A 19,123-nucleotide genomic window follows, 5' to 3' on the forward strand; every position below is an offset into this window, starting at 1 on the left:
ACAGTGCATTTAAATCATTGTATTCTTATCGGAATTATGAAATAATAAATTCAAAATCGTTTCGGGAGGAATGCATTATGAAAGTTATTGGTTTGATTGGAGGATTAAGTTGGGAATCTACATCATTATACTATAAACATATTAATACACTTACACTCTCTCAATACGATCAAAATGCAAAGTTAGTTTTATATAGTATGGACTTTGGTGAAGTAACTACTTTATTACAAAACCATCAATATGAAGAAGTGAAAAATGAACTAGTTACAGTTGCAAAGAAAGTTGAAAAATCTGGGGCTGAATGTTTATTAATGTGTTCAAATACTGTACATCTATTTGCTGAGGAGGTAGAACAAGCAATATCTATCCCGCTTCTTCACATTGGTGATGTAAGTGCTAAAAAAATGGTAGAACAGAATATAAAACGTATCGGACTATTAGGAACAAAACAAACGATGGAGCAAGATTTCTATAAATCAAGATTAGCGAAATATAACATTGAGACAATTATCCCAAATGATGAGGAAAGAACTTTTATCCACCATGTCATATTAGATGAATTAAGTAGAGGGATCATTTCAGAAACATCTAAAGAAAGGTTATTACAAATTACAAAATCATTAATTCAAAACGGTGCTGAAGGTATATTATTAGGCTGCACTGAAATACCTTTACTCATCTCCCAAAATGATCTTACTGTTCCCGTTTTTGATACTGCTTTTTTACATGCAAATACTGCTGTACAATTTGCTGGATAAGAATACACAAGCATAAAGGTGAGAACCTCTATGCTTGTATACAGTTATGACTATTTATCCCGCTATTTGCAGGCAGTAAAGCCCCACCAATTAAAGTTTTACTTTATTTAAAAGAGATTCAATAACTGCAATGGCTTCTTTTGAACCACCACATTCTAAAAAGCTATCATTAAGTTTTCTTATACCATGTTTATACTTTTCATTTGAAAGTACATCTGTTACGGCCTCTTTTAAAGTGTACACATTAACATGTTCTTTCAATAGTCTATGTGCTGCTTCCAGTTCAGTTAATCTTTGCGCTATCATAGGCTGATCTTTATCATGCGGTATTATTACAAATGGGACATTATAATGAATGGCATCGTGTACGCTATTCATACCGCCATGTGTAATAAAAACATCTGCTTCATTTAATATTTCTGATTGAGGTACGTATGGAGCAATTATAAAATTATCTGGCGTTTGCTTTATTTTTGAAATATCATTTCTATCACCAATTGCCATTACAACTATCCCATCAAAATCTGAAAAAGTATCAATACAAGTATTAAAGAATGGTTCGAGTCCTTCAAGCAGTGTTCCCATTGAAATGTAAATAACTTTCTTTTCTTTAAGTGATTCCAGTGGAAATTTTATATTTGTTTTACGCTTTGAAATACTCGGTCCAATAAAAATGTTATTTTCTTTGAACGATTCGCTATTAGGTTGGAAATAACGACTTGTGTATACGAGACAAACATCACCTTTATTATTCATAAATTGAAGATTATTCTTTGGTTTTACTCCAAATTTATGTTCCATCTGATTTAGTAATTTTTCAGAGATTTCCTCTGGTTGGAATGGCATATCTGCATTTGGATGAAAAGGTAATGTCTTCAAAAATTCTGGCGGAATTAAAAATATAGGCGAGGACACTACACCTGGAACTTGTAAATACTCCTTTACTAACTCTCCTGCGCCAAATATATCATACATTACGAAATCAAAATTCATACTTTTACATAATTGTTTCGTAATTTCTAATATATATAAAGAAGTTTGAACATGCACATGAAAGAAAGCATTTAACCCAGATGAGGTTTCAGCATCAATAGAAATCTCTTTTAATAGATCCGGATGAGTATGTACAGTAGCTCCTAAATCTTCAATTCTATCCTTAAAGTTTGCCGTTGTAATATAATGTACGTTATCCCCTCGTTCAGTAAAGGCTTTTACTAAATTTAATGTAGGGTTTACATGTCCCTCTGCTGGAAAATTAACTACTAAAATATTTAGCACTTATTCCTCACTCCTTACATTTCATTGTTTTAATTAAGCATACTGTTATTTGTACAAGTAATCTTCCCCTAATAGTCCTAATATGCTTGCTACATTATATTGATAAATAATTTTCAGTCATCAACATAAAAAAAGCATCTACCTATGTAGATGCCTAACCGTGATAAGGAGTGTTCTGTGAGGTTAGAACAAGCTTTTCTGCTTGTCCTATGCTATCAATATATGATTTATTTTATAAAACGTGAATCGTTAATAGAATTATTTTATCCATTTTATATGATCAAATGGATAAAATACCATTTCTACTTTACCTATTATATTTGACTCATCAATAAGTCCAAGTGTATTCCTGCTATCTTTACTATGATTACGATTATCACCTAACACAAATAATTTATGCGTAGGAACTTTTATTTCTCTAAAATTTGAAAAACGATTGGATACTTGCGACTTATCTAAATGTATATACGACTCATCATGCTTTTTACCGTTAATAAATACCTCATCCTCTTTTAGTTGTATGTTATCCCCCGATAATCCAATAATTCGTTTCACATAGTAAGTAGGCTCGTCTTCTTTTTTTATAATGACAACATCTCCATGATGAAAAGACGATAAACAGACGTTTACCTTATTAACAAGTATATAATCTTTTTCATTCAAAGTAGGTTGCATAGAAATTCCTTCTACCATACAAAATAAAAAGGACTTATTAATAAAAATAACCCCTATTATAATGAATATGTAGCTACATATGTTCCGCCAATATTTTAGAATAAACAGCTTCATATATACCTCATTTCTAATCTATTCCCAGATAAAAACGCCTCTAGTTTACAGAAATACTAGAGACGTTTCGTACATTTTAATTCTCTTTAGAGGCATCTGTTTTTGGCGCTTCACCAGTTAATCGCTTATTTTTTAAATCAAAATAAGCATCTAAAACTTCTTTTCCAATATCGGAGTTAATTCCCGATTTATCATTTTCAACCCATGGTACTACAACAGAAAATGCTACTTCTGGATCATCATATGGCGCATATCCAGCCAATGTTAAGTTATAACATTCTCTACGATCACCTTTCGCATTTCGCCCAATTTCATTTTCTCCACCATATACAGTTTGTGCGGTCCCTGTTTTACCAGCTGGTTTATATGGTGCTTTTTGGAACGCTCTTACTCCCGTTCCATCTCCCTCTTGAAATACTTTTCTAAATCCTTCTTTTACTTGATTAATATATTCTTGTTTCATATCGATTCTATTTAAAACAACGGGTTCTATTGATTGTACTACTTTACCAACCTCATCTTTTTGAACGGTTTGTTCTCTAATCTCTTGAACAATTTGTGGCTTCATTCGATACCCTCCATTTGCGATAGTCGAAATATATTGTGCAAGCTGAAGTGGTGTATACGTATCATATTGTCCAATAGAATAATCTAATAAGAAACCAGGCTGATTATCTTTTCTTCCGATTTGCCCTGCGGTTTCATTTGGTAAATCAATACCAGTTTGTACGCCTAGTCCAAATTGCCTGAAATAATACCTCATTTTATCAAAATATTCTTGTTTAATATCTAGTGAACTATTTTTCACATAACCCACGCCAGCAATTTTTAATGCTATATTAAACATATAAACGTTTGAAGAAACTTGTAACGCTCTTAGATCGTCTATATCACCAAAATTTTTCCAAGACTTCTTTTCCTTAGTTCCTTTAAATTTCATAGGTGCATCATAAAAATGTGTTCCAGGAGTTATTGCATTTGTTTCAAACCCTGTTAACACTGTCGCACCTTTAACCGTTGATCCAAGCTCATATGAACTTGTCAGCGTGCCTAAAGCATAATCTTCAACTTCCATTTTCCCGTCTTTTTCTACAAGCCTTTTCCCAGCCATTGATAATACTTGGCCATTTTTCGGATTCATCATCACTACGAAAGCACGGTCTAACATTGATTCTGATCCTTTATATTGTTTTAATATTTTTTCTATGCTCTCCTCTACTTTTTTTTGCAATTCCATATCTATTGTTAAAGTTAAATTTTTACCGCTTTTTCCTTCCGAAACCGTTTCCGTTCTAATAGTATTTCCTTGTTTATCAGCAATGCTTCTTACTTCTTTTTTTGTACCATGAAGTACATCTTCGTATTGCTGTTCGATATAACTTTTGCCGACCCTATCATTTCGGCTATAATCACGCACTAAATAATAATCTAATCGTTCACGTGGCAATCCTTCATCAGCATTTGAAACGTTACCAAGGACAGAACGGAATAATCCATCATTTACATAGATTCTCTCCCAATCAACTGATGCGTCTACTCCTGGAAGGTTCGCTAAATTTTCACTAATCACCGCATATTCCTGTTCACTAATGTCCTTTTTAATAATTTGAGGTGCCATTTGAAAGCCTGAGGTCATTTTACTTTTAATAGCTAACACTTCTATATCTTTAGCCGTTAGTTCTTGAAGATTTTTATCTGTAACGCGTTTCCTTTTTAAATCTTCTATTTTTTTGTCTAGCTTTTTTCCGGTAATATCCTTATCTCGGAACTTATCTATTTCTTTTTTTGATACTAAGTCTTGAGCAAGTTCTGGATTCAATTGCATCCAAAAGTCTTTCTTATCAGTCTCAGTTAACTTATCTATATCTTCTTGTGGCATTTCAATAATATCTGCAAGTTGTCTTGCTGATTTTAATATTTCTTCTTGTTTTACACCTTTCACCTTTGTATATGTAATCGTACGTAAAGACTTATTATCAACTACTGGATTTCCTTCACGATCAAATATTTTCCCACGTGGTACAGAAAGGCCCACGGTTGCATTTTCTCTCTTCTCTACTTCATTTTTATATGTTTCTCCATCAAAAATTTGCACTTTCCCTAACTGAATAATAATGCCAGAAAATAATAAAAATACACAAAGGAATAAAATATTTAACCGGAGAGCTACTACTCTACCACTTTTCTTCTCTTGCTTTTTCACCTTGTCATAATCTCCTCCTTACAATATTTCAAATAATAATCACATTTCTATATTAAAAGTAATGTACAATTTCTATACATTGCTTTGTACAAATATTAATATAATGTTTAAAACTTAATAGAAATTAAAACAAAGGTAAAGAAAAGGTAAAGTTTACTAAATTAAATATAAAAAATACCCAATAACAAAAAGCTTAGTTTTCACTAATCGCTTTGTTATTGGGTATTAATTGATTTAAGAATTACTACTAGTGCGTATTGCTATACATTTGTCGTCACAATTAGAAAGAGATTGTTTACTTAGTACTTTCGGTAAGTAAATAGTTACTGTTGTCCCGACGCCAACCTCGCTCATGATACTAATTGTCCCTTGATGACTTTCAATAATTTTATAACTTAACATTAATCCAATACCAGTCCCTTTTTCTTTCGTACTATAAAAAGGTTCACCTAATCTCTTAATTCTTTCTTCAGGTATTCCTATTCCTTCATCTATTACATGAATGATGACACCATCATCATTTATTTCTTTTATGTGAATTGAAATTTCCCCACCATTTGGCATAGCTTCGATTGAATTTTGCAAAATATTAATAAATACTTGTTTCAATTGATTTTCTGAGCATTCAATAATTATATCTTTGTCATCCGTAAATAGTTCAACTTGAATATTTGTCATAATTGCTTTTGTATTCATTAACGATACGACATTTTTAAAAATTTGATAAATATTTTTCTTTTCTGTATTTATCTCATCTGTTTTAGCAATTGCCAGAAATTCTTGCAGGATCGCTTCTATCCTTTCAATTTCAGAGAGCATAAGATCAAAATATTTTTCTTGATCTTCTTTATTAATTTGAAATAACTGTATAAAACCTTTAATTACAGTTAAAGGATTTCTTACTTCATGAGCCACGCCAGCTGCTAATTGACCAATTGCTGCAAGCGTATCTGATTTATTTAGCAATTCTTCTGTCTTTTTTCGCTCTGTAATGTCGCGTACAATAATCATAATTTTATCATGTAATAATGGTAAGCACCTAGCCTCAAAGAAGTCAATACTTCCATTAAGTGTGAGTGGATATTCTACAATTACATTCGTTCCTTTTTCCTTCACTTGATTAATGGCTTCCTGAAACTGCTGTGCTACTGACGTTGGTAATACTTCGTAAAACTTTTTTCCCATAAAAGCTTCTGCGGGTACGTAAAACTTTGTAGGAGATCCTGCCTTGTAATCTATAATTGTGCCATCATCTTCTGTTAAAAAACATAAATCTGGTAAAGCTTTAAAAATTAATTCCAGTTCAGATGTTTGTTGTTTTAACTGCTCTTCTATCGCTTTTAAATGTGTAATATCTACACCAACAGCCCAATAACTATATCCTGTTACAGGAAACTGTTCTGATATATTCGACCACATTATTGTTTTGATTTCACCATTTTTACATGTTAAGTGCATTTCCCAATCTCTGAAATTTTTTCCACAAGTTAAAAATTTCTTTTGTATTTGATGGCGATAATTATGATCAGGATATAATAATTGCAGTGCATTGGGATTTCCAATTATTTCTTCAGCGGTATAACCTGTTACAATTTCGCATTCTCGATTCCACAAAACAAAATCTCCATTATAATCAAGCGCATCGACCATAACAGGCATGTTTTGTAAAATCGTATGTAGTTCCTCCTCTTTCTGAGAAAGCAACGTTGTATTTTTACTTTGAAATACTTTTATTGCGCTATCTAAAATTAAACTTGAAAGCATTTCAAAGTATTTTTGACAACTGAAAATTTCACTTTTTTTGGACCATACAACAAAAGATCCTAAATGTTGATTGTATAAGAAAATGGGGATTTCAATCTTTGGAAGTTTACTCTTTTTTATCTCATTCATTCCGAATGAAAAAACACACTCTTTTTCAGCATCAAGAAGTTGATGTGATATGTTAGTTAATTTATAAAATTGTTCTGCCATGGTTTCTATTGTACTCACATCAATAAGTTCCATTAGCCGCGAATTCATTCCTTTTTCACCTCAATATGTAAAATTAATACAAATCTAAAATTCATACTTCTCCATTATACGAAGAAAGCTAGTGTAGGTATATAGCTGTAGAATAATTATTCGAACAAATTTTATTTTTCAATTAAAACAAGAAAAGAATATATATACTGAATATACCTTTAATTAATATATATTTCGTTGATTCCTCACTTATTGTCTAGATAACTTGAATTCCTCCTTACATTCACTGAATTTTCACTCGAGAGTCATAGACGTTACTAATAGCGGTATAAACATGCACTAAGTATAAAGTTCATAAAATATTCACAATTTTTATGAAAAATATAAACATTTATTCCAATATATTCTATATAATAAAATGTAATAAGGCTTCTATGAATCTCATAGAATACCTTACCCCTAATAAAAAAGAAAAAAGAATCCATTTGGATTCTTTTTTCTTTTTTATTTACATTACATATTTATATAAAGCATGTGCCACACCATGTTCTTCATTTGATAACGTTTCGTATTTACACATTGCTTTTATTTCTTCTACTGCATTCCCCATTGCAATTGATATGTTCGCTTTTTCCATCATAGAAACATCGTTTAGCCCATCACCTATCGCTACAGTGTTTTCAACCGGAATATTAAGATGTTCTGCTAAAGTATATAATCCATTCCCTTTTTGAGCATCTCGATGATTAATCTCTAAATTATGCCAATATGAAGATGTAATTGCTAAATCTGTATTATGAAGAAATGTTTCTTTTAGTTTTTTTAATTTCTCAATTTCATAAGAAAATGGTAATAGTTTATGCACATGTATATCTGTTTCTACAATTGGTTTACAACTTTCCGCACTATGAAACGCTGTATGCTCAAGATATAATGCTGCGATTGTTTCTAACTCTTTCAAGTCGAAATTTTCTTTTGAATTCTTCACATGCTCAATTTCATTACGTACACTCTCTACTCCATAATCCGGTACATACACACCTTTATCAGTATAGAGCTGATAATATAAACCATTCTCTTCAAGATATTCTACAATTTCAAGTGCCTGCATATTTTGAATTGGATATCTCTTCATCATTTTTTTATCTTTATATATAAGAGCACCATTTTCCGCAATGATTGGACACTCTAAATCAACTTCTAACAATAATCGCTCAATGTCAACAATAGAACGTCCTGTACAAATTGCTACAACATGGCCAGCTTCTTGACATGTTCGAATTGCTTCTGCATTTTCTTTACTTATCATTTTATTCCCCGAAAGAAGAGTTCCATCTAAATCAATTGCAATTAATTTCATTATTTCTTCACCACTTTCTATAAATACACGAGTTCTAATTAATTATTAGGTATCGTTTTCATACAATCCTCGTGAGGTACTTCTTATTTATAATTTATGAAAAGCGTTTCAGGTCAAGAAATAATTAAAAATAAAATCCAAAGCTTTTCTTTTTAAAAAAGCTTTGGATTTTAAACTATGAATTATAACTAATGTATTTCGTCTCACACATGTACACATTTTTTTCTTCAGTTGGGATATATACTTTAAACTTTTCTAACCGTTTTCCATAGACATGAATCGTAATAACGCTTTCATTTTTGCTGATTTCAAGAATATGACAATCCGCTGGTGGAATTACTTTATCTGTTTCTCCTTCTCCCAAATAAAGATTTCCTGTATGTGTTAAATAAACAAGTGAATTTCCAAGTTGTTTCGTTTGTATAAAGTTCTGCACCATAATCCTTCCTGAAAAAACGCCTTCTACTCCCCATGTGCCGTCATGATCATGTAAAGGTGTAGATTGTCCATCTTTCCATACGAGAGCTAGTACTTCAAAACGTTTGAGCGGATCTTCATACAATAAATGTCGTGCATATTGAGTCAAATTGGCCTTCTGTTTATCTAACGGAAGCCATGTTTTCTTTTCTAAAAGTTCTTCTAGTAACTTTTCAATGCCACACACTATTTCTTCTTCAAATAAACCGTTTTCCATAAGATTTGTAACACCTTTAATAAACTTTTGAAATGATTTACTTCCATTACAAGTCAACATAAGAATCCTCCTCTACGTTTTATACAATTCCATATTAAGGTAATTACCGAAAACTCACAATTGAGAAACAAAAAACAAGATGCAAATGTATGCACCTTGTTAAGATTTTTATTTAGCTTTCAAACGAATAGGTAAGTATTTTAATGTTTGTTCATTTTCCAATATACATTTTTCTAAACAGAAAGATGGAGATAGCTCTATTTTTTCAAAAGTATTTATAAAGGTAGTTAATGCAATCTCAGCCTCTAAACGTGCAAGTGGTGCTCCTAAGCAAAAGTGAGGACCTTTCCCAAAGGTTAAATGCTTTTCATTTCCTGTTCGATGTACATTAAATTGAGAAGCTTGTAAAAATTTTTTCTCGTCTAAATTCGCTGCACTAACCCACGCAACAATCATCTGATCCTTTTTCATTAAAGGACCAAATATATTTGTATCCTCTGTAATCCTCCGGGCCAATGTAACAGGAAAGCGATAGCGTAATACTTCCTCAATCACTTTTGAAATTAAGTTAGGTTCTTTTCTTAACTCTTCATAAATTCCAGGTGAATCTACTAAAAAGCAATAAAAGCTATTAATAATTAAATTTGTAGTGGTTTCATTCCCAGCCGCTAGTAAACCTAATGAAAAGGTTACAATTTCTTCATCGGTTAATCTTTCGCCTTCATATTCAGCTCGAATTAAATCAGATATGATATCATCGGTTAAATGATATCTCTTTTCCTGAACAATCGGTAAAAGGTATGCTTTGAATTCATTTAATGCTATCCCTTTCTCGGCATCCAGATCATTAAACTTTTCTTTACTATACGGCATAAATAAAATATCAGACCATTCTTTAATTTTTTTACGATCTGTTGTTGGGACTCCTAATAAATCAGAAATAACGGTAACAGGTAAAGGTGCAGCAAACTGTTCAACGATATTAACTTCACTACATTTTTCGATATGTTGTACAAGTTCATCTGCGATAGCCTGTATTCGAGGTTTCCACTGTTCTAAACTTCTTGGAGTAAATGCCTTAGAAACAATGGAACGTACATTGCGATGTTCTGGTGGATCTGTAGAGTTTATATTTATTCTAGTTTCTAAAGGAGGGATTGAGAATTGTCTGCGCTCCCTTCTACTTGAAAATAAGCGATAATCTGATAAAACACGATTTACATCATCATATAAAAAAACATTCCATACATCCTGCTCTTCATCATAATGAACTGGGTGATTATCCCTCATCAAACGATACCATTCATATGGATTCCATAATTCTTCTTTTGTTTTCAGCTTTGAAATTTCATGAACCAAAATAACATTTTCAGGTGAAGCCATAGTTCTTTCCTCCCTTTTCTTTTACAATAAAAGTGATAGGTCGGCAGTTCAAAGTTGTATAAACTATCATATGTTATTTTAACATATACAAAAGGGGATTTTTCATTAGAGAACTTGAGAAATATATAAGGGGGATTTTTATGTACGTTGACATTTTACTGCTAGCAGAATTAACGACAGGACCAAAACATGGATATGAAATCAAAAAAAATGTTCAAAATCGTTTAGGTGAGAATTTTGAATTAAATCACAACATGCTTTACCCTGCCCTTCGGCGCTTTGAAAATATGGGTGCTATAACGAAAAAAATACATAAACAAGTCGGAAAACCAAACCGAAATATGTACGATATAACAGAAACAGGAGAAGAAATTTTTTCTGAAATGTTACGAGAGTTTCCTGAAAAACTTGCAACAAACAATACAGAATTTCTTGTTCGTATTGCGCTATTTGAAAAACTTGACTATGAGGATAGAAAAGAGATTTTGACTGTACGTCAAAACGTACTACATAATCAGCTTACTGCTATTCAGTCTCTAGATATTACCTCATCTTTTATTACTGAAGTCATTGAATTTAGTAAATCACGAATTGAACATGAATTGAGTTGGATTACATCACTTATGAAAAAAATATGAAAAAATAACAAGAAAAGTTAAAAACAATGAATGAAAATGATATTTATTATCAATACTATAATTAATAAAAGGGCAACCACGATTTGGCTACCCTTCAAACATTTACACTTCTGGATCGAAAGTTTTGCAATCTGTTTCTTCCGTTGTAGATGCATGTTTACCTTTATGACTTACTACGTAAATTGCCTCTGCACTACATTTATTACCGTTCGCCCAAAATTTACAGTTATTTACTTCACATAAAACGTCTTGTGCCATAGTATCACACCTCCTTGTTCTATTATCATTAACAAAATTCGGAGGTATGATACTCTTTGTCATGCATTTTTTATTCCCTTTTTAGCTTTCTTAATGGTTCAATATCTCCTCGTACAATCACATCTATATTTTCAGTTATTTTTTCAATGTCAAAATGCCACCATTGAATTTGCAATAATTCTTCTATTATTTCATTTGAAAATCTCTCTTTTATTTTATTTGCTGGATTTCCACCAACAATTGTATATGGTGCGACGTCTCTAGTCACAACAGATTTAGCTGCAATGATTGCACCATCTCCTATTTTTATTCCGGGCATAATAGTTGTGTCCATACCAATCCAAACGTCATTTCCTATAACTGTATCGCCTTTGTAAGGTAAATCAGACAAACTAGGTGTATACTTCTCCCACCCATTTCCAAAGATATTAAATGGATATGCCGAAAATCCATCCATCTGATGATTCGCTCCGTTCATAATAAAGTTAACTCCAGATGCAATACAACAAAACTTTCCAATAGTAAGGCGATCCCCAAGAAATTCATAATGATGTAATACTCGATTTTCAAATGTTTCTCCATCTTTCGCATCATAATAAGAATAGTCACCAACAAGTATATTAGGTTTTGTTATTGTATTTTTTATAAATTGAACGTTTTGATTTCCTTCAATAGGGTATTTAACATTTGGATTAGGATTCATTTTGTACAGCACTTCCTTTACCACTTATTTCACTTTCTACCGCTATTACTGGCTTTAAATTGTATATAGGTAAAATAAACAATAATCCAATTATAAAAAGTAAAGCCGTCCCTTCATACATCATACTTAATGAAAACATCTCTTTTAATGAGCCAGCTATACTCATCGTTACTACCATTGAACCGGTAAATAGCGGACTTAAAATACCATTTACACGACCTATAAAATCGGTATCGCTATTTTGAATAATAAGCGTATTAATACCAATTTGGATACAAGGAAGAGCTAAGCCACTAAAAAGCTGAGCTGTAAGTGTCACCCATAAATTTGTAGAATATCCTATAATGCCAATACCAATTGCTTGACCAAGCATACCGATAATTAACATCTTTTGCGGAGCAACGTTTTTCGCAAATACCATTGCTAATGCTCCGCCAACAATCATTCCAGCACCATTTACTGTTAGTAGCCACTGTAAACTCTCTTTTGATAATCCTAGCTGCTCAGTCACAATAAATATACCTAATGGTTGAATTAATCCTATACCTAGTCCTGCAGCCATAAAGCAAAGCCCTAGCAAAGTTAATGCTTTTTTCTTTTTGACATACTTAATACCATCCTTCATCTCCTGCAGCAGAGTGATATCTTTCTTTTCTACGTCGTTTTCAAGATCTTTCGGAAGAAATAACAATACAACTGCCGCAAGTAAAAACGAGATACCTGTTATGATGATTGAAATATAAATTCCAAAACTATGAAAGATAAATGTCCCTAGAATCGGTCCTAATACCATAAATATTGCAAATATCGTTTGATATATAGACATCGCTAATTGAATTTGTTCCGTTGATAAATGTTGTTTAAACAACTTCATTCCAGATGGTTGTGAAAACTGTGAAAGGATTGCAGAGATGAGTGTCACAAAAAACACAATTTTCCACGTTCCAAACATAAGCGTAATTAAGACAGCGAATACTGAAATGGAACTTAACGTTTCACACCATATCATTGTCTTCTTTGGCTTCCACCTATCAGCAAAGGTACCGCCAATAAATGAAAAAATAAAAATTGGAGCGAATTCAGCAACTGAAATCATGGAAATAGCAAAAGCATCACCTTTTGTCATTTCCATTACATATAGTAATACCGCAAAGTTTCGAACCCATATTCCTATTTGTAAAAATAATGCTGATGCTAAAATCCCTTGTACAAACCGATTTTTTAATACTTGTGATACCCCATTGTTTTGTTTCGTTACTACATTTGTCGACATAAAAAAGCCTCCTATTTCATGTTCTGAACAGGAGGCAGCACAAATCATATAAAAAGACTATATATTCGCAGAGCGAAATACATCCCTTTTCTATAAATGTACAGACTAACCCTATTCAGAAGAATATTTCGTTTTTTAACGAAGATCTCTTACAAATAGAATTAGTTGATCATTGGGATGTCTTCACCCTTCCGTTTCAAATTTAAATAACACATACATACTCTATGTAAATCATTTTCGATGTATGCATGTCTACTTTTAACTATTCTAGAAAGTTAAAGGCAATTCCTCTAAAGAACGCATTAAATAATTACCTTGCCATTTAATTTCTTCACGATTCCCTTTTATTTTTAGTTCAGGTATACGATTAAACAAAGTAGTAATAGCAATCTTTGCTTCTAACCTCGCAAGTGGAGCTCCTAAGCAGAAATGGCTACCATGACCAAAGGCAATATGGCGATTATTTTCCCGAGTAATATCGAATACTTCTGGGTTTTCAAATACAGTTTCATCACGGTTTGCAGAAGCTAAGGCAATGACAACCATATCTCCTTTTTCGATTGTTCGGTCGTGAATTTGAAATGGCTCCGCTGCCCATCTTGAAGTTGTAACCTCAACTGGAGAATAATATCGTAATCCTTCCTCAATAGCGGCATCAATTAATTTTGGATTTTCTTTTAATAACTGTAATTGATCTGGATTTTCAAGAAGTGCTAATACCGTATTTGTAATTAAATTCACTGTCGTCTCGTGTCCCGCCACAATTAGTAACATTATCATTGAATATAGTTCCCGAGCGCTAAGTTTATGTCCTTCACTCTCTGCAAGTATTAAAGCACTCACTAAATCTTCTTTTGGCTCTTTTCGTTTAATATCAACTAAATATTGAAGGTATGTAATAAACTCAGATAGTTGCTTTTCAGTTTCTCTTATTTCTTCTGGTGTTTCTGGGTAAGCAATGACAGCATGAGACCAAATTCTAAATTTCGCTTGATCTTCTTTTGGAATACCGAGCATTTCACTTATTACAATGATTGGTAAAGGGAATGAATAATCATCAACAAGATTTAATGAATTCTTTCGCTCGACTTCATTTAACAAATCATCTGCAATATCCTGTATTCTTCCTTCCAATTGCGTGATCATCTTCGGTGTAAAAGCTTTTTGTACGAGTGATCGTAAACGATTATGGTTAGGTGGATCTGAATTTAACATATGAGTAGTTAAATGATCACTATTGTCAACGGTAAGGAACACATTCAATGTATCTTGAGAAAATACATTGGCTGGATCTTTTTTTAAGCGACTGTCTTTTAAAAGCGGCAAGGCATCTTCATATCTTGTGATAAGCCATTCCGCACCTAGTTCAGTTTTATTCACAAATAAGATAGGTTGCATTTTTCTAGATTCTTTATAAATTTCATACGCATCTTCCTTAAATTGAGCTGAAGCTAAATTAATGCCATCCTCTATTTTTAATCCAACTTTGTTTTTCATTGACATTGTATTCCCTCACTCTCATTTGTTTTTGAAAACCAATCAACATATGCATTATACTCTAATAAAAACGTGAAAATTGTAAATTTTTAATCAAAATCTTACTTCGTATATTGAAAAATAAAAAAGTGAGAGAGTAAAATCGTTTTACTCTCCCACTTCTCTTTATGCGAAGCACATAAAATTACTAATTTGTTGATAGCGATAACTTACTTTACGACGACGACCACCTTGCCAAGTGTAACCTGATACTCCATTTCTTCTCACTTCAGTCGGAAAGAACCATAAATCTCTTCCAAAAGGCCCAGGACGATGTAAACGTAAATAGCCCCATCTTCCTAAACAGTTACACATCCATGATTTCATATTGCTTGGTTGTGCCGGAGAAGCAAATGTAGACGGTAACGACGGCGCTTGTGACGGTGGTGGTGATGTTGGAGCATCTTCCGCATCATCTGGTCTATAGTCTTCTTGTTCCATATCTCTCACTTCATTTGTAGGTTCATACCCGTAGTTTTGTGGATTGTAATACATCGCTTGATCATATGGATAATTTTGTTGGTTATACATATTAACAAATCACCTTCTTTTCATTCATTACCTTTATCATTCATATGTGATATGCCCTCTCTGGGAAGCTTATGTATAGCCCAAATTCAACTTTAAAAGCTCGTATTATTAAAAATACGAGCCTTTCAAAAATAGAATGTGTTTATTATTTCCTTAACTTCACACTATAAAAACGCATTTCATCTAACGAACCTTCAAATTCAAATACTTCTTGTTTAATTAATTGTTTCAAGCGATATTCTAAGAAGGTATCTCCAACCAATTGTTCAACAAGACCAAGTGCTTCACCAATTACTCTAGGAGCTTTGAGGAACTCTCGATCAGCACCCACACTTTTCGCGCATTCAATTATAAATTGATCAAAATAATCTTCTTGTACAAAATGCACTTCATTTTCTTTCCACACTCTTAAACATTCTATGCTTTCCGATAATCTATCCCACTCATGTTCAAACTTCATTCGCTTCTCTTCAGTTAAATAAGGTAACTTTATAAAACTTTTTTGGAATAGAGCTAAACTTTCAGGTGGTAATTCTCCCGTTCCACGAATATCATACTCTTGTTTTAATATTTCTCTACTTGCTTCAGACGTATTAATAACTCGAATGTTTTTCTTATCCTTTAATTGTGCTATTACAAAACTTAGGCCTACATGTTCATGTGCATTATCAGCCTTCCAAATTGTAATAGGTGTTTCAACAGGAATAGTATGTAGTTCTTCTATAGTTGCTATAAATCTTGATAAATATTCTTCTTCAAAATAACTATCATAAGCAGTTAAGTTATTTATTAACCACTCCTGTCTTGCTAGTTGCCCCTCATTCGTATGCAACCTATATATCGGTCCAATTGAAAAAAATTCCGAAAAAGCAACAACACTCTCTTCAAATAATTCTTCTTGACTTAACATATATTTTAAGCAACCAGCCGTTGAATCATCAAAAGCAATATGTACGTGCGTACTTTCTATTACATTCCTTTTACAAGTAGGATTACTCGTTAATTGTTTCGGAATATCCATCAAATTTTTAATTGTATCTTCACTATAGTTTTCTTCTAATAAGTTTAACTGTATGAGAATACTTTGAAGTAAATCTTTAGCCTCATCTTCGTACATATCCTCTACAGCATTTTTAATTTTATCTATCACACAAATCCCTCTATTCATTTCAAAAATAACGTAGATTATAGTGTATCATTTTAGTATAGTTCTTTAAAGTCAAATCCAGATTACTACAGCAATCTGGATTTTCAACAAAAGCTCTCCTTATATTTTTGAATTGCTAAATATTTTCACTTTGAAAATCCTTGTATCTAAATGTATAATTATATAAAAACAAAAATATAGGAGCTATATTTATGGATAAAGTACTTACAAATTATAAACATTACTTAAAAAATTGGAGATTTATATTTATTTGCATACTACCTGCTATTGCCTTATTCGTTACTTTCGATGTCATCTTTGAACTACTGTTTCATCAAAATTTCTACTTATCTAACTTAATTTCTGCTATCATATTATTTTTAATATTTATTAACGTTAAAGATAAATTTAAAATTAAAGGCTAAAAAACACTATTTCAAAATAGCCCTTTATTATTGCATTCTACTATAAAATAAGGCTCATAGTAGATTTTCATAAAAAATAAGAGCACCCTGCAATTGGCTGCTCTTATTTGATTAGAGGTTTTTTCTGAGTATTAAGTAGGACACGAAGATCTTGTCCTACTACATAATATATGCTTGTACTTATTATTTCGTGCATGTATTAAGCACCATGTTCAGGTACTTAATATATGCATAGTCATTGCTAAAAAATCTACTCAAATATTCACTGTACAATTTCATATTTATAAATTAAAAAACATCCTCAATGGATGTTTTTTATCTAACGATTTTAAGCTTCCATAAACTTAGCCGGTACACCAATTTTTTCAACTACAGAAGATATATTAGTAGGATTAATCATTACATTTTCAATACATACTAATTTATTTTCTAATATCCCATTCTCTGTAGTAATAAGTTCTTCAAACCGATCTAAAGTCATTGAGAATTTATGTTCACTTCCACCATTCATACTAACTTTTACATACTTCATAGTGTCACCGCCTTTCATAATAATTTACCTTTCGACAAGAAGGCGCTTACATCCTTTTTATTTACTCTTAGATTTCTCACGTTTACATATATTTTGAGAACGGAAACTACTATTATTCACTCACAAAATTATTGCTAATAAGAAAGATAAAGATAAAAATGCACAAAGTGGAATATATAAACCGGTATCCATTCTTGCAAAGTGCGTATCTTTTTGTCGTTTAAAGATACCAAAATAGTTAAATTCACCAATTACTCTAATAGAAAAGACGATCATACAAATCCAGGAACCGACTTGAATAATAACATTAGGAACTGCAAAATGAACAACATTTGCTTGTTGCAACAAAATTATTGCTGCCATACTTAATAATAATGCAATGAACAATGTCATTCCGGCGCGAGGTGTAAACGCCTTTTCCCCTGATTTAGTTGGAATAACACTATTTGTCCCCCAATTACCTCCGAAAGCCCAATATACATGTAAAAAGCTAACTAAGAATAATATACAAGCAGATATATATGTAATGATAAGCATTTTATCCTCCCCTTATTTTAGTTCCTATCTATAAAATATGCTATTCCCCTCCGCAATAGCAACCTTCATTTCATTACATAAAAAAACCGTAATGATTTATCAATATTAAGATAAGTCATTACGGGGTTATTAAACTTCATTATGCATTATACCTATTTCTTCGGCGTTCCATCCTTGTTTGACCTTGAACTGCATTTTCTTTGTATGGATCTATTTGCTCTGTCATTTCATATGTTGCAACTGGTTCTTCGTACTTATACTCATGGATTTTTTCTGGCATTTTACTTTTAGATTCTTTCCCACCAAACTTAAATAGTTTCATCTTTAATTTCGGTAATCTTGGAAGACGAATCTTAAATGATAATCTTTTGCGTTTCTTTTTTGGTCCAAGTAGATTTATATTTTCTTTATTATTATCTTTCTCTTTGCGGTGAATGAACATCGCAAGTAATCCTCCTATTACAAGTCCTCCAATCAATAGTAATATATATACATAATGGCTTGTCATTAAACTCATTATGCGTTCAAGTATGACTAACGACTGTACTTCTTTTATATCCCATAGTAAAGCGGCCCATAATGAGAATAAGCCCAAAGTAAGTCCATATGTACGAAAACGGAATAAACATGGAATTAACGCGACACATGCAGCAATTTTCGCATTTGCTATGATTGAGCTTGTTGCAATATCTTGATGCCAAATAACTAACAGTAGTGTTATAAATGGCGCATACGCTATCCAACTGCATATACGTGAATACATCTTTTTAGCAAAATAACTACCGAAACTAGTAAAAAATAAAAGCCCTCCAATATATATAGATTGTTCTAGAGGGATTTGCTTTGTAAGTCCTGCAATTGGAAAGAGGCCGCTCAGTAGCATTAAGAGCACATCTAATTTCTTCACAATTCCCCATTCCTTTCAAATTTTTTCAATTAATAAAAATCGTTTTTCCATATGAAATAGTTTTTGTATTTCTAAAAAACATATTAATCCTGTCTGCACATAAAGTAAATATGTAAACGAAAAGATACTTGACAAAGGATATCCTTATTTACATAAAAAAATGACAAATCCTGATCGATATAACGAGCAGGATTTGTTTACTAGTA

19 protein-coding genes are annotated in these 19,123 nt (G+C 32.1%); 3 read left to right on the top strand and 16 right to left on the bottom strand.

From position 1 onward, the window contains the following. Positions 1 to 77 precede the first annotated feature (77 nt). The gene (locus tag MKY38_RS09190) at positions 78 to 758 is read left to right on the top strand and encodes an aspartate/glutamate racemase family protein (RefSeq protein WP_000864400.1); all 681 of its coding nucleotides are present in this window, start codon (positions 78 to 80) and stop codon (positions 756 to 758) included. 90 nt (positions 759 to 848) lie between these two features. Here the strand turns inward: MKY38_RS09190 and MKY38_RS09195 are convergent, their stop codons facing one another. The 7 genes from MKY38_RS09195 to MKY38_RS09225 form a co-directional block, all read right to left on the bottom strand. Continuing rightward, positions 849 to 2,036 (bottom strand): macrolide family glycosyltransferase, encoded by a 1,188-nt coding sequence (locus tag MKY38_RS09195; RefSeq protein WP_341048766.1) that lies wholly within the window; start codon positions 2,034 to 2,036, stop codon positions 849 to 851. 258 nt (positions 2,037 to 2,294) lie between these two features. Then, the gene (gene lepB / locus MKY38_RS09200; protein ID WP_341048768.1) at positions 2,295 to 2,825 is read right to left on the bottom strand and encodes a signal peptidase I; all 531 of its coding nucleotides are present in this window, start codon (positions 2,823 to 2,825) and stop codon (positions 2,295 to 2,297) included. 76 nt (positions 2,826 to 2,901) lie between these two features. After that, entirely contained in the window at positions 2,902 to 5,028 is a 2,127-nt protein-coding gene (locus MKY38_RS09205) for a peptidoglycan D,D-transpeptidase FtsI family protein (RefSeq protein WP_114556028.1), read from the bottom strand. A 234-nt stretch (positions 5,029 to 5,262) separates the two neighbouring features. Next, positions 5,263 to 7,050, bottom strand: coding sequence for a PAS domain-containing sensor histidine kinase (locus tag MKY38_RS09210; RefSeq protein WP_001088561.1), 1,788 nt, complete (start codon positions 7,048 to 7,050; stop codon positions 5,263 to 5,265). A 451-nt stretch (positions 7,051 to 7,501) separates the two neighbouring features. After that, positions 7,502 to 8,353: a Cof-type HAD-IIB family hydrolase gene (locus tag MKY38_RS09215; RefSeq protein WP_000766385.1), complete on the bottom strand. Its 852-nt coding sequence runs from the start codon at positions 8,351 to 8,353 to the stop codon at positions 7,502 to 7,504. 175 nt (positions 8,354 to 8,528) lie between these two features. After that, entirely contained in the window at positions 8,529 to 9,107 is a 579-nt protein-coding gene (locus MKY38_RS09220) for a cysteine dioxygenase family protein (protein ID WP_060852100.1), read from the bottom strand. Between the two features lie 108 nt (positions 9,108 to 9,215). Then, complete coding sequence (locus tag MKY38_RS09225; RefSeq protein WP_078439293.1) at positions 9,216 to 10,430, bottom strand: cytochrome P450; 1,215 nt, start codon at positions 10,428 to 10,430, stop codon at positions 9,216 to 9,218. Between the two features lie 140 nt (positions 10,431 to 10,570). Here MKY38_RS09225 and MKY38_RS09230 point away from each other — a divergent pair, with 140 nt between their 5' ends. After that, entirely contained in the window at positions 10,571 to 11,068 is a 498-nt protein-coding gene (locus tag MKY38_RS09230; protein ID WP_065223088.1) for a PadR family transcriptional regulator, read from the top strand. Between the two features lie 102 nt (positions 11,069 to 11,170). Here MKY38_RS09230 and MKY38_RS09235 read toward each other — a convergent pair whose 3' ends face one another. The 6 genes from MKY38_RS09235 to MKY38_RS09260 form a co-directional block, all read right to left on the bottom strand. Beyond that, positions 11,171 to 11,326 (bottom strand): DUF1540 domain-containing protein, encoded by a 156-nt coding sequence (locus MKY38_RS09235; RefSeq protein ID WP_000046095.1) that lies wholly within the window; start codon positions 11,324 to 11,326, stop codon positions 11,171 to 11,173. Positions 11,327 to 11,396: 70 nt separating this feature from the next. Beyond that, entirely contained in the window at positions 11,397 to 12,029 is a 633-nt protein-coding gene (locus MKY38_RS09240; RefSeq protein WP_114556030.1) for a Vat family streptogramin A O-acetyltransferase, read from the bottom strand. After that, positions 12,019 to 13,302 carry an MFS transporter gene (locus MKY38_RS09245; protein ID WP_000106396.1) on the bottom strand — a complete coding sequence of 428 codons (1,284 nt, stop codon included), beginning with the start codon at positions 13,300 to 13,302 and terminating at the stop codon, positions 12,019 to 12,021. The genes MKY38_RS09240 and MKY38_RS09245 overlap by 11 nt, the downstream gene beginning before the upstream one ends. Before the next feature lie 267 nt (positions 13,303 to 13,569). Next, positions 13,570 to 14,805 (bottom strand): cytochrome P450, encoded by a 1,236-nt coding sequence (gene cypA, locus MKY38_RS09250; protein WP_341048771.1) that lies wholly within the window; start codon positions 14,803 to 14,805, stop codon positions 13,570 to 13,572. Between the two features lie 159 nt (positions 14,806 to 14,964). Further along, positions 14,965 to 15,369, bottom strand: coding sequence for a hypothetical protein (locus tag MKY38_RS09255; RefSeq protein WP_065223084.1), 405 nt, complete (start codon positions 15,367 to 15,369; stop codon positions 14,965 to 14,967). Between the two features lie 145 nt (positions 15,370 to 15,514). Beyond that, a complete protein-coding gene (locus MKY38_RS09260) occupies positions 15,515 to 16,519 on the bottom strand; it encodes a DUF1835 domain-containing protein (protein ID WP_065223083.1) in 1,005 nt (334 codons plus the stop codon). Positions 16,520 to 16,728: 209 nt separating this feature from the next. Here MKY38_RS09260 and MKY38_RS09265 point away from each other — a divergent pair, with 209 nt between their 5' ends. Continuing rightward, on the top strand, positions 16,729 to 16,941 hold the full coding sequence (locus MKY38_RS09265; protein ID WP_000362067.1) for a hypothetical protein: 213 nt from the start codon (positions 16,729 to 16,731) through the stop codon (positions 16,939 to 16,941). 328 nt (positions 16,942 to 17,269) lie between these two features. Here MKY38_RS09265 and MKY38_RS09270 read toward each other — a convergent pair whose 3' ends face one another. From MKY38_RS09270 to MKY38_RS09280, 3 genes are all read right to left on the bottom strand, one after another. Further along, positions 17,270 to 17,473 carry a hypothetical protein gene (locus MKY38_RS09270; protein WP_000878369.1) on the bottom strand — a complete coding sequence of 68 codons (204 nt, stop codon included), beginning with the start codon at positions 17,471 to 17,473 and terminating at the stop codon, positions 17,270 to 17,272. A 120-nt stretch (positions 17,474 to 17,593) separates the two neighbouring features. After that, positions 17,594 to 18,010 (bottom strand): DUF3995 domain-containing protein, encoded by a 417-nt coding sequence (locus MKY38_RS09275; RefSeq protein ID WP_065223082.1) that lies wholly within the window; start codon positions 18,008 to 18,010, stop codon positions 17,594 to 17,596. Between the two features lie 139 nt (positions 18,011 to 18,149). Next, positions 18,150 to 18,917, bottom strand: a complete 768-nt coding sequence (locus tag MKY38_RS09280) for a DUF3959 family protein (protein WP_000732176.1) — start codon at positions 18,915 to 18,917, stop codon at positions 18,150 to 18,152. Positions 18,918 to 19,123 lie beyond the last annotated feature (206 nt).

Origin of the sequence: Bacillus sp. FSL R5-0585 (assembly GCF_038004545.1) — a bacterium.
Classification (GTDB): Bacteria; Bacillota; Bacilli; order Bacillales; family Bacillaceae_G; genus Bacillus_A; species Bacillus_A cereus.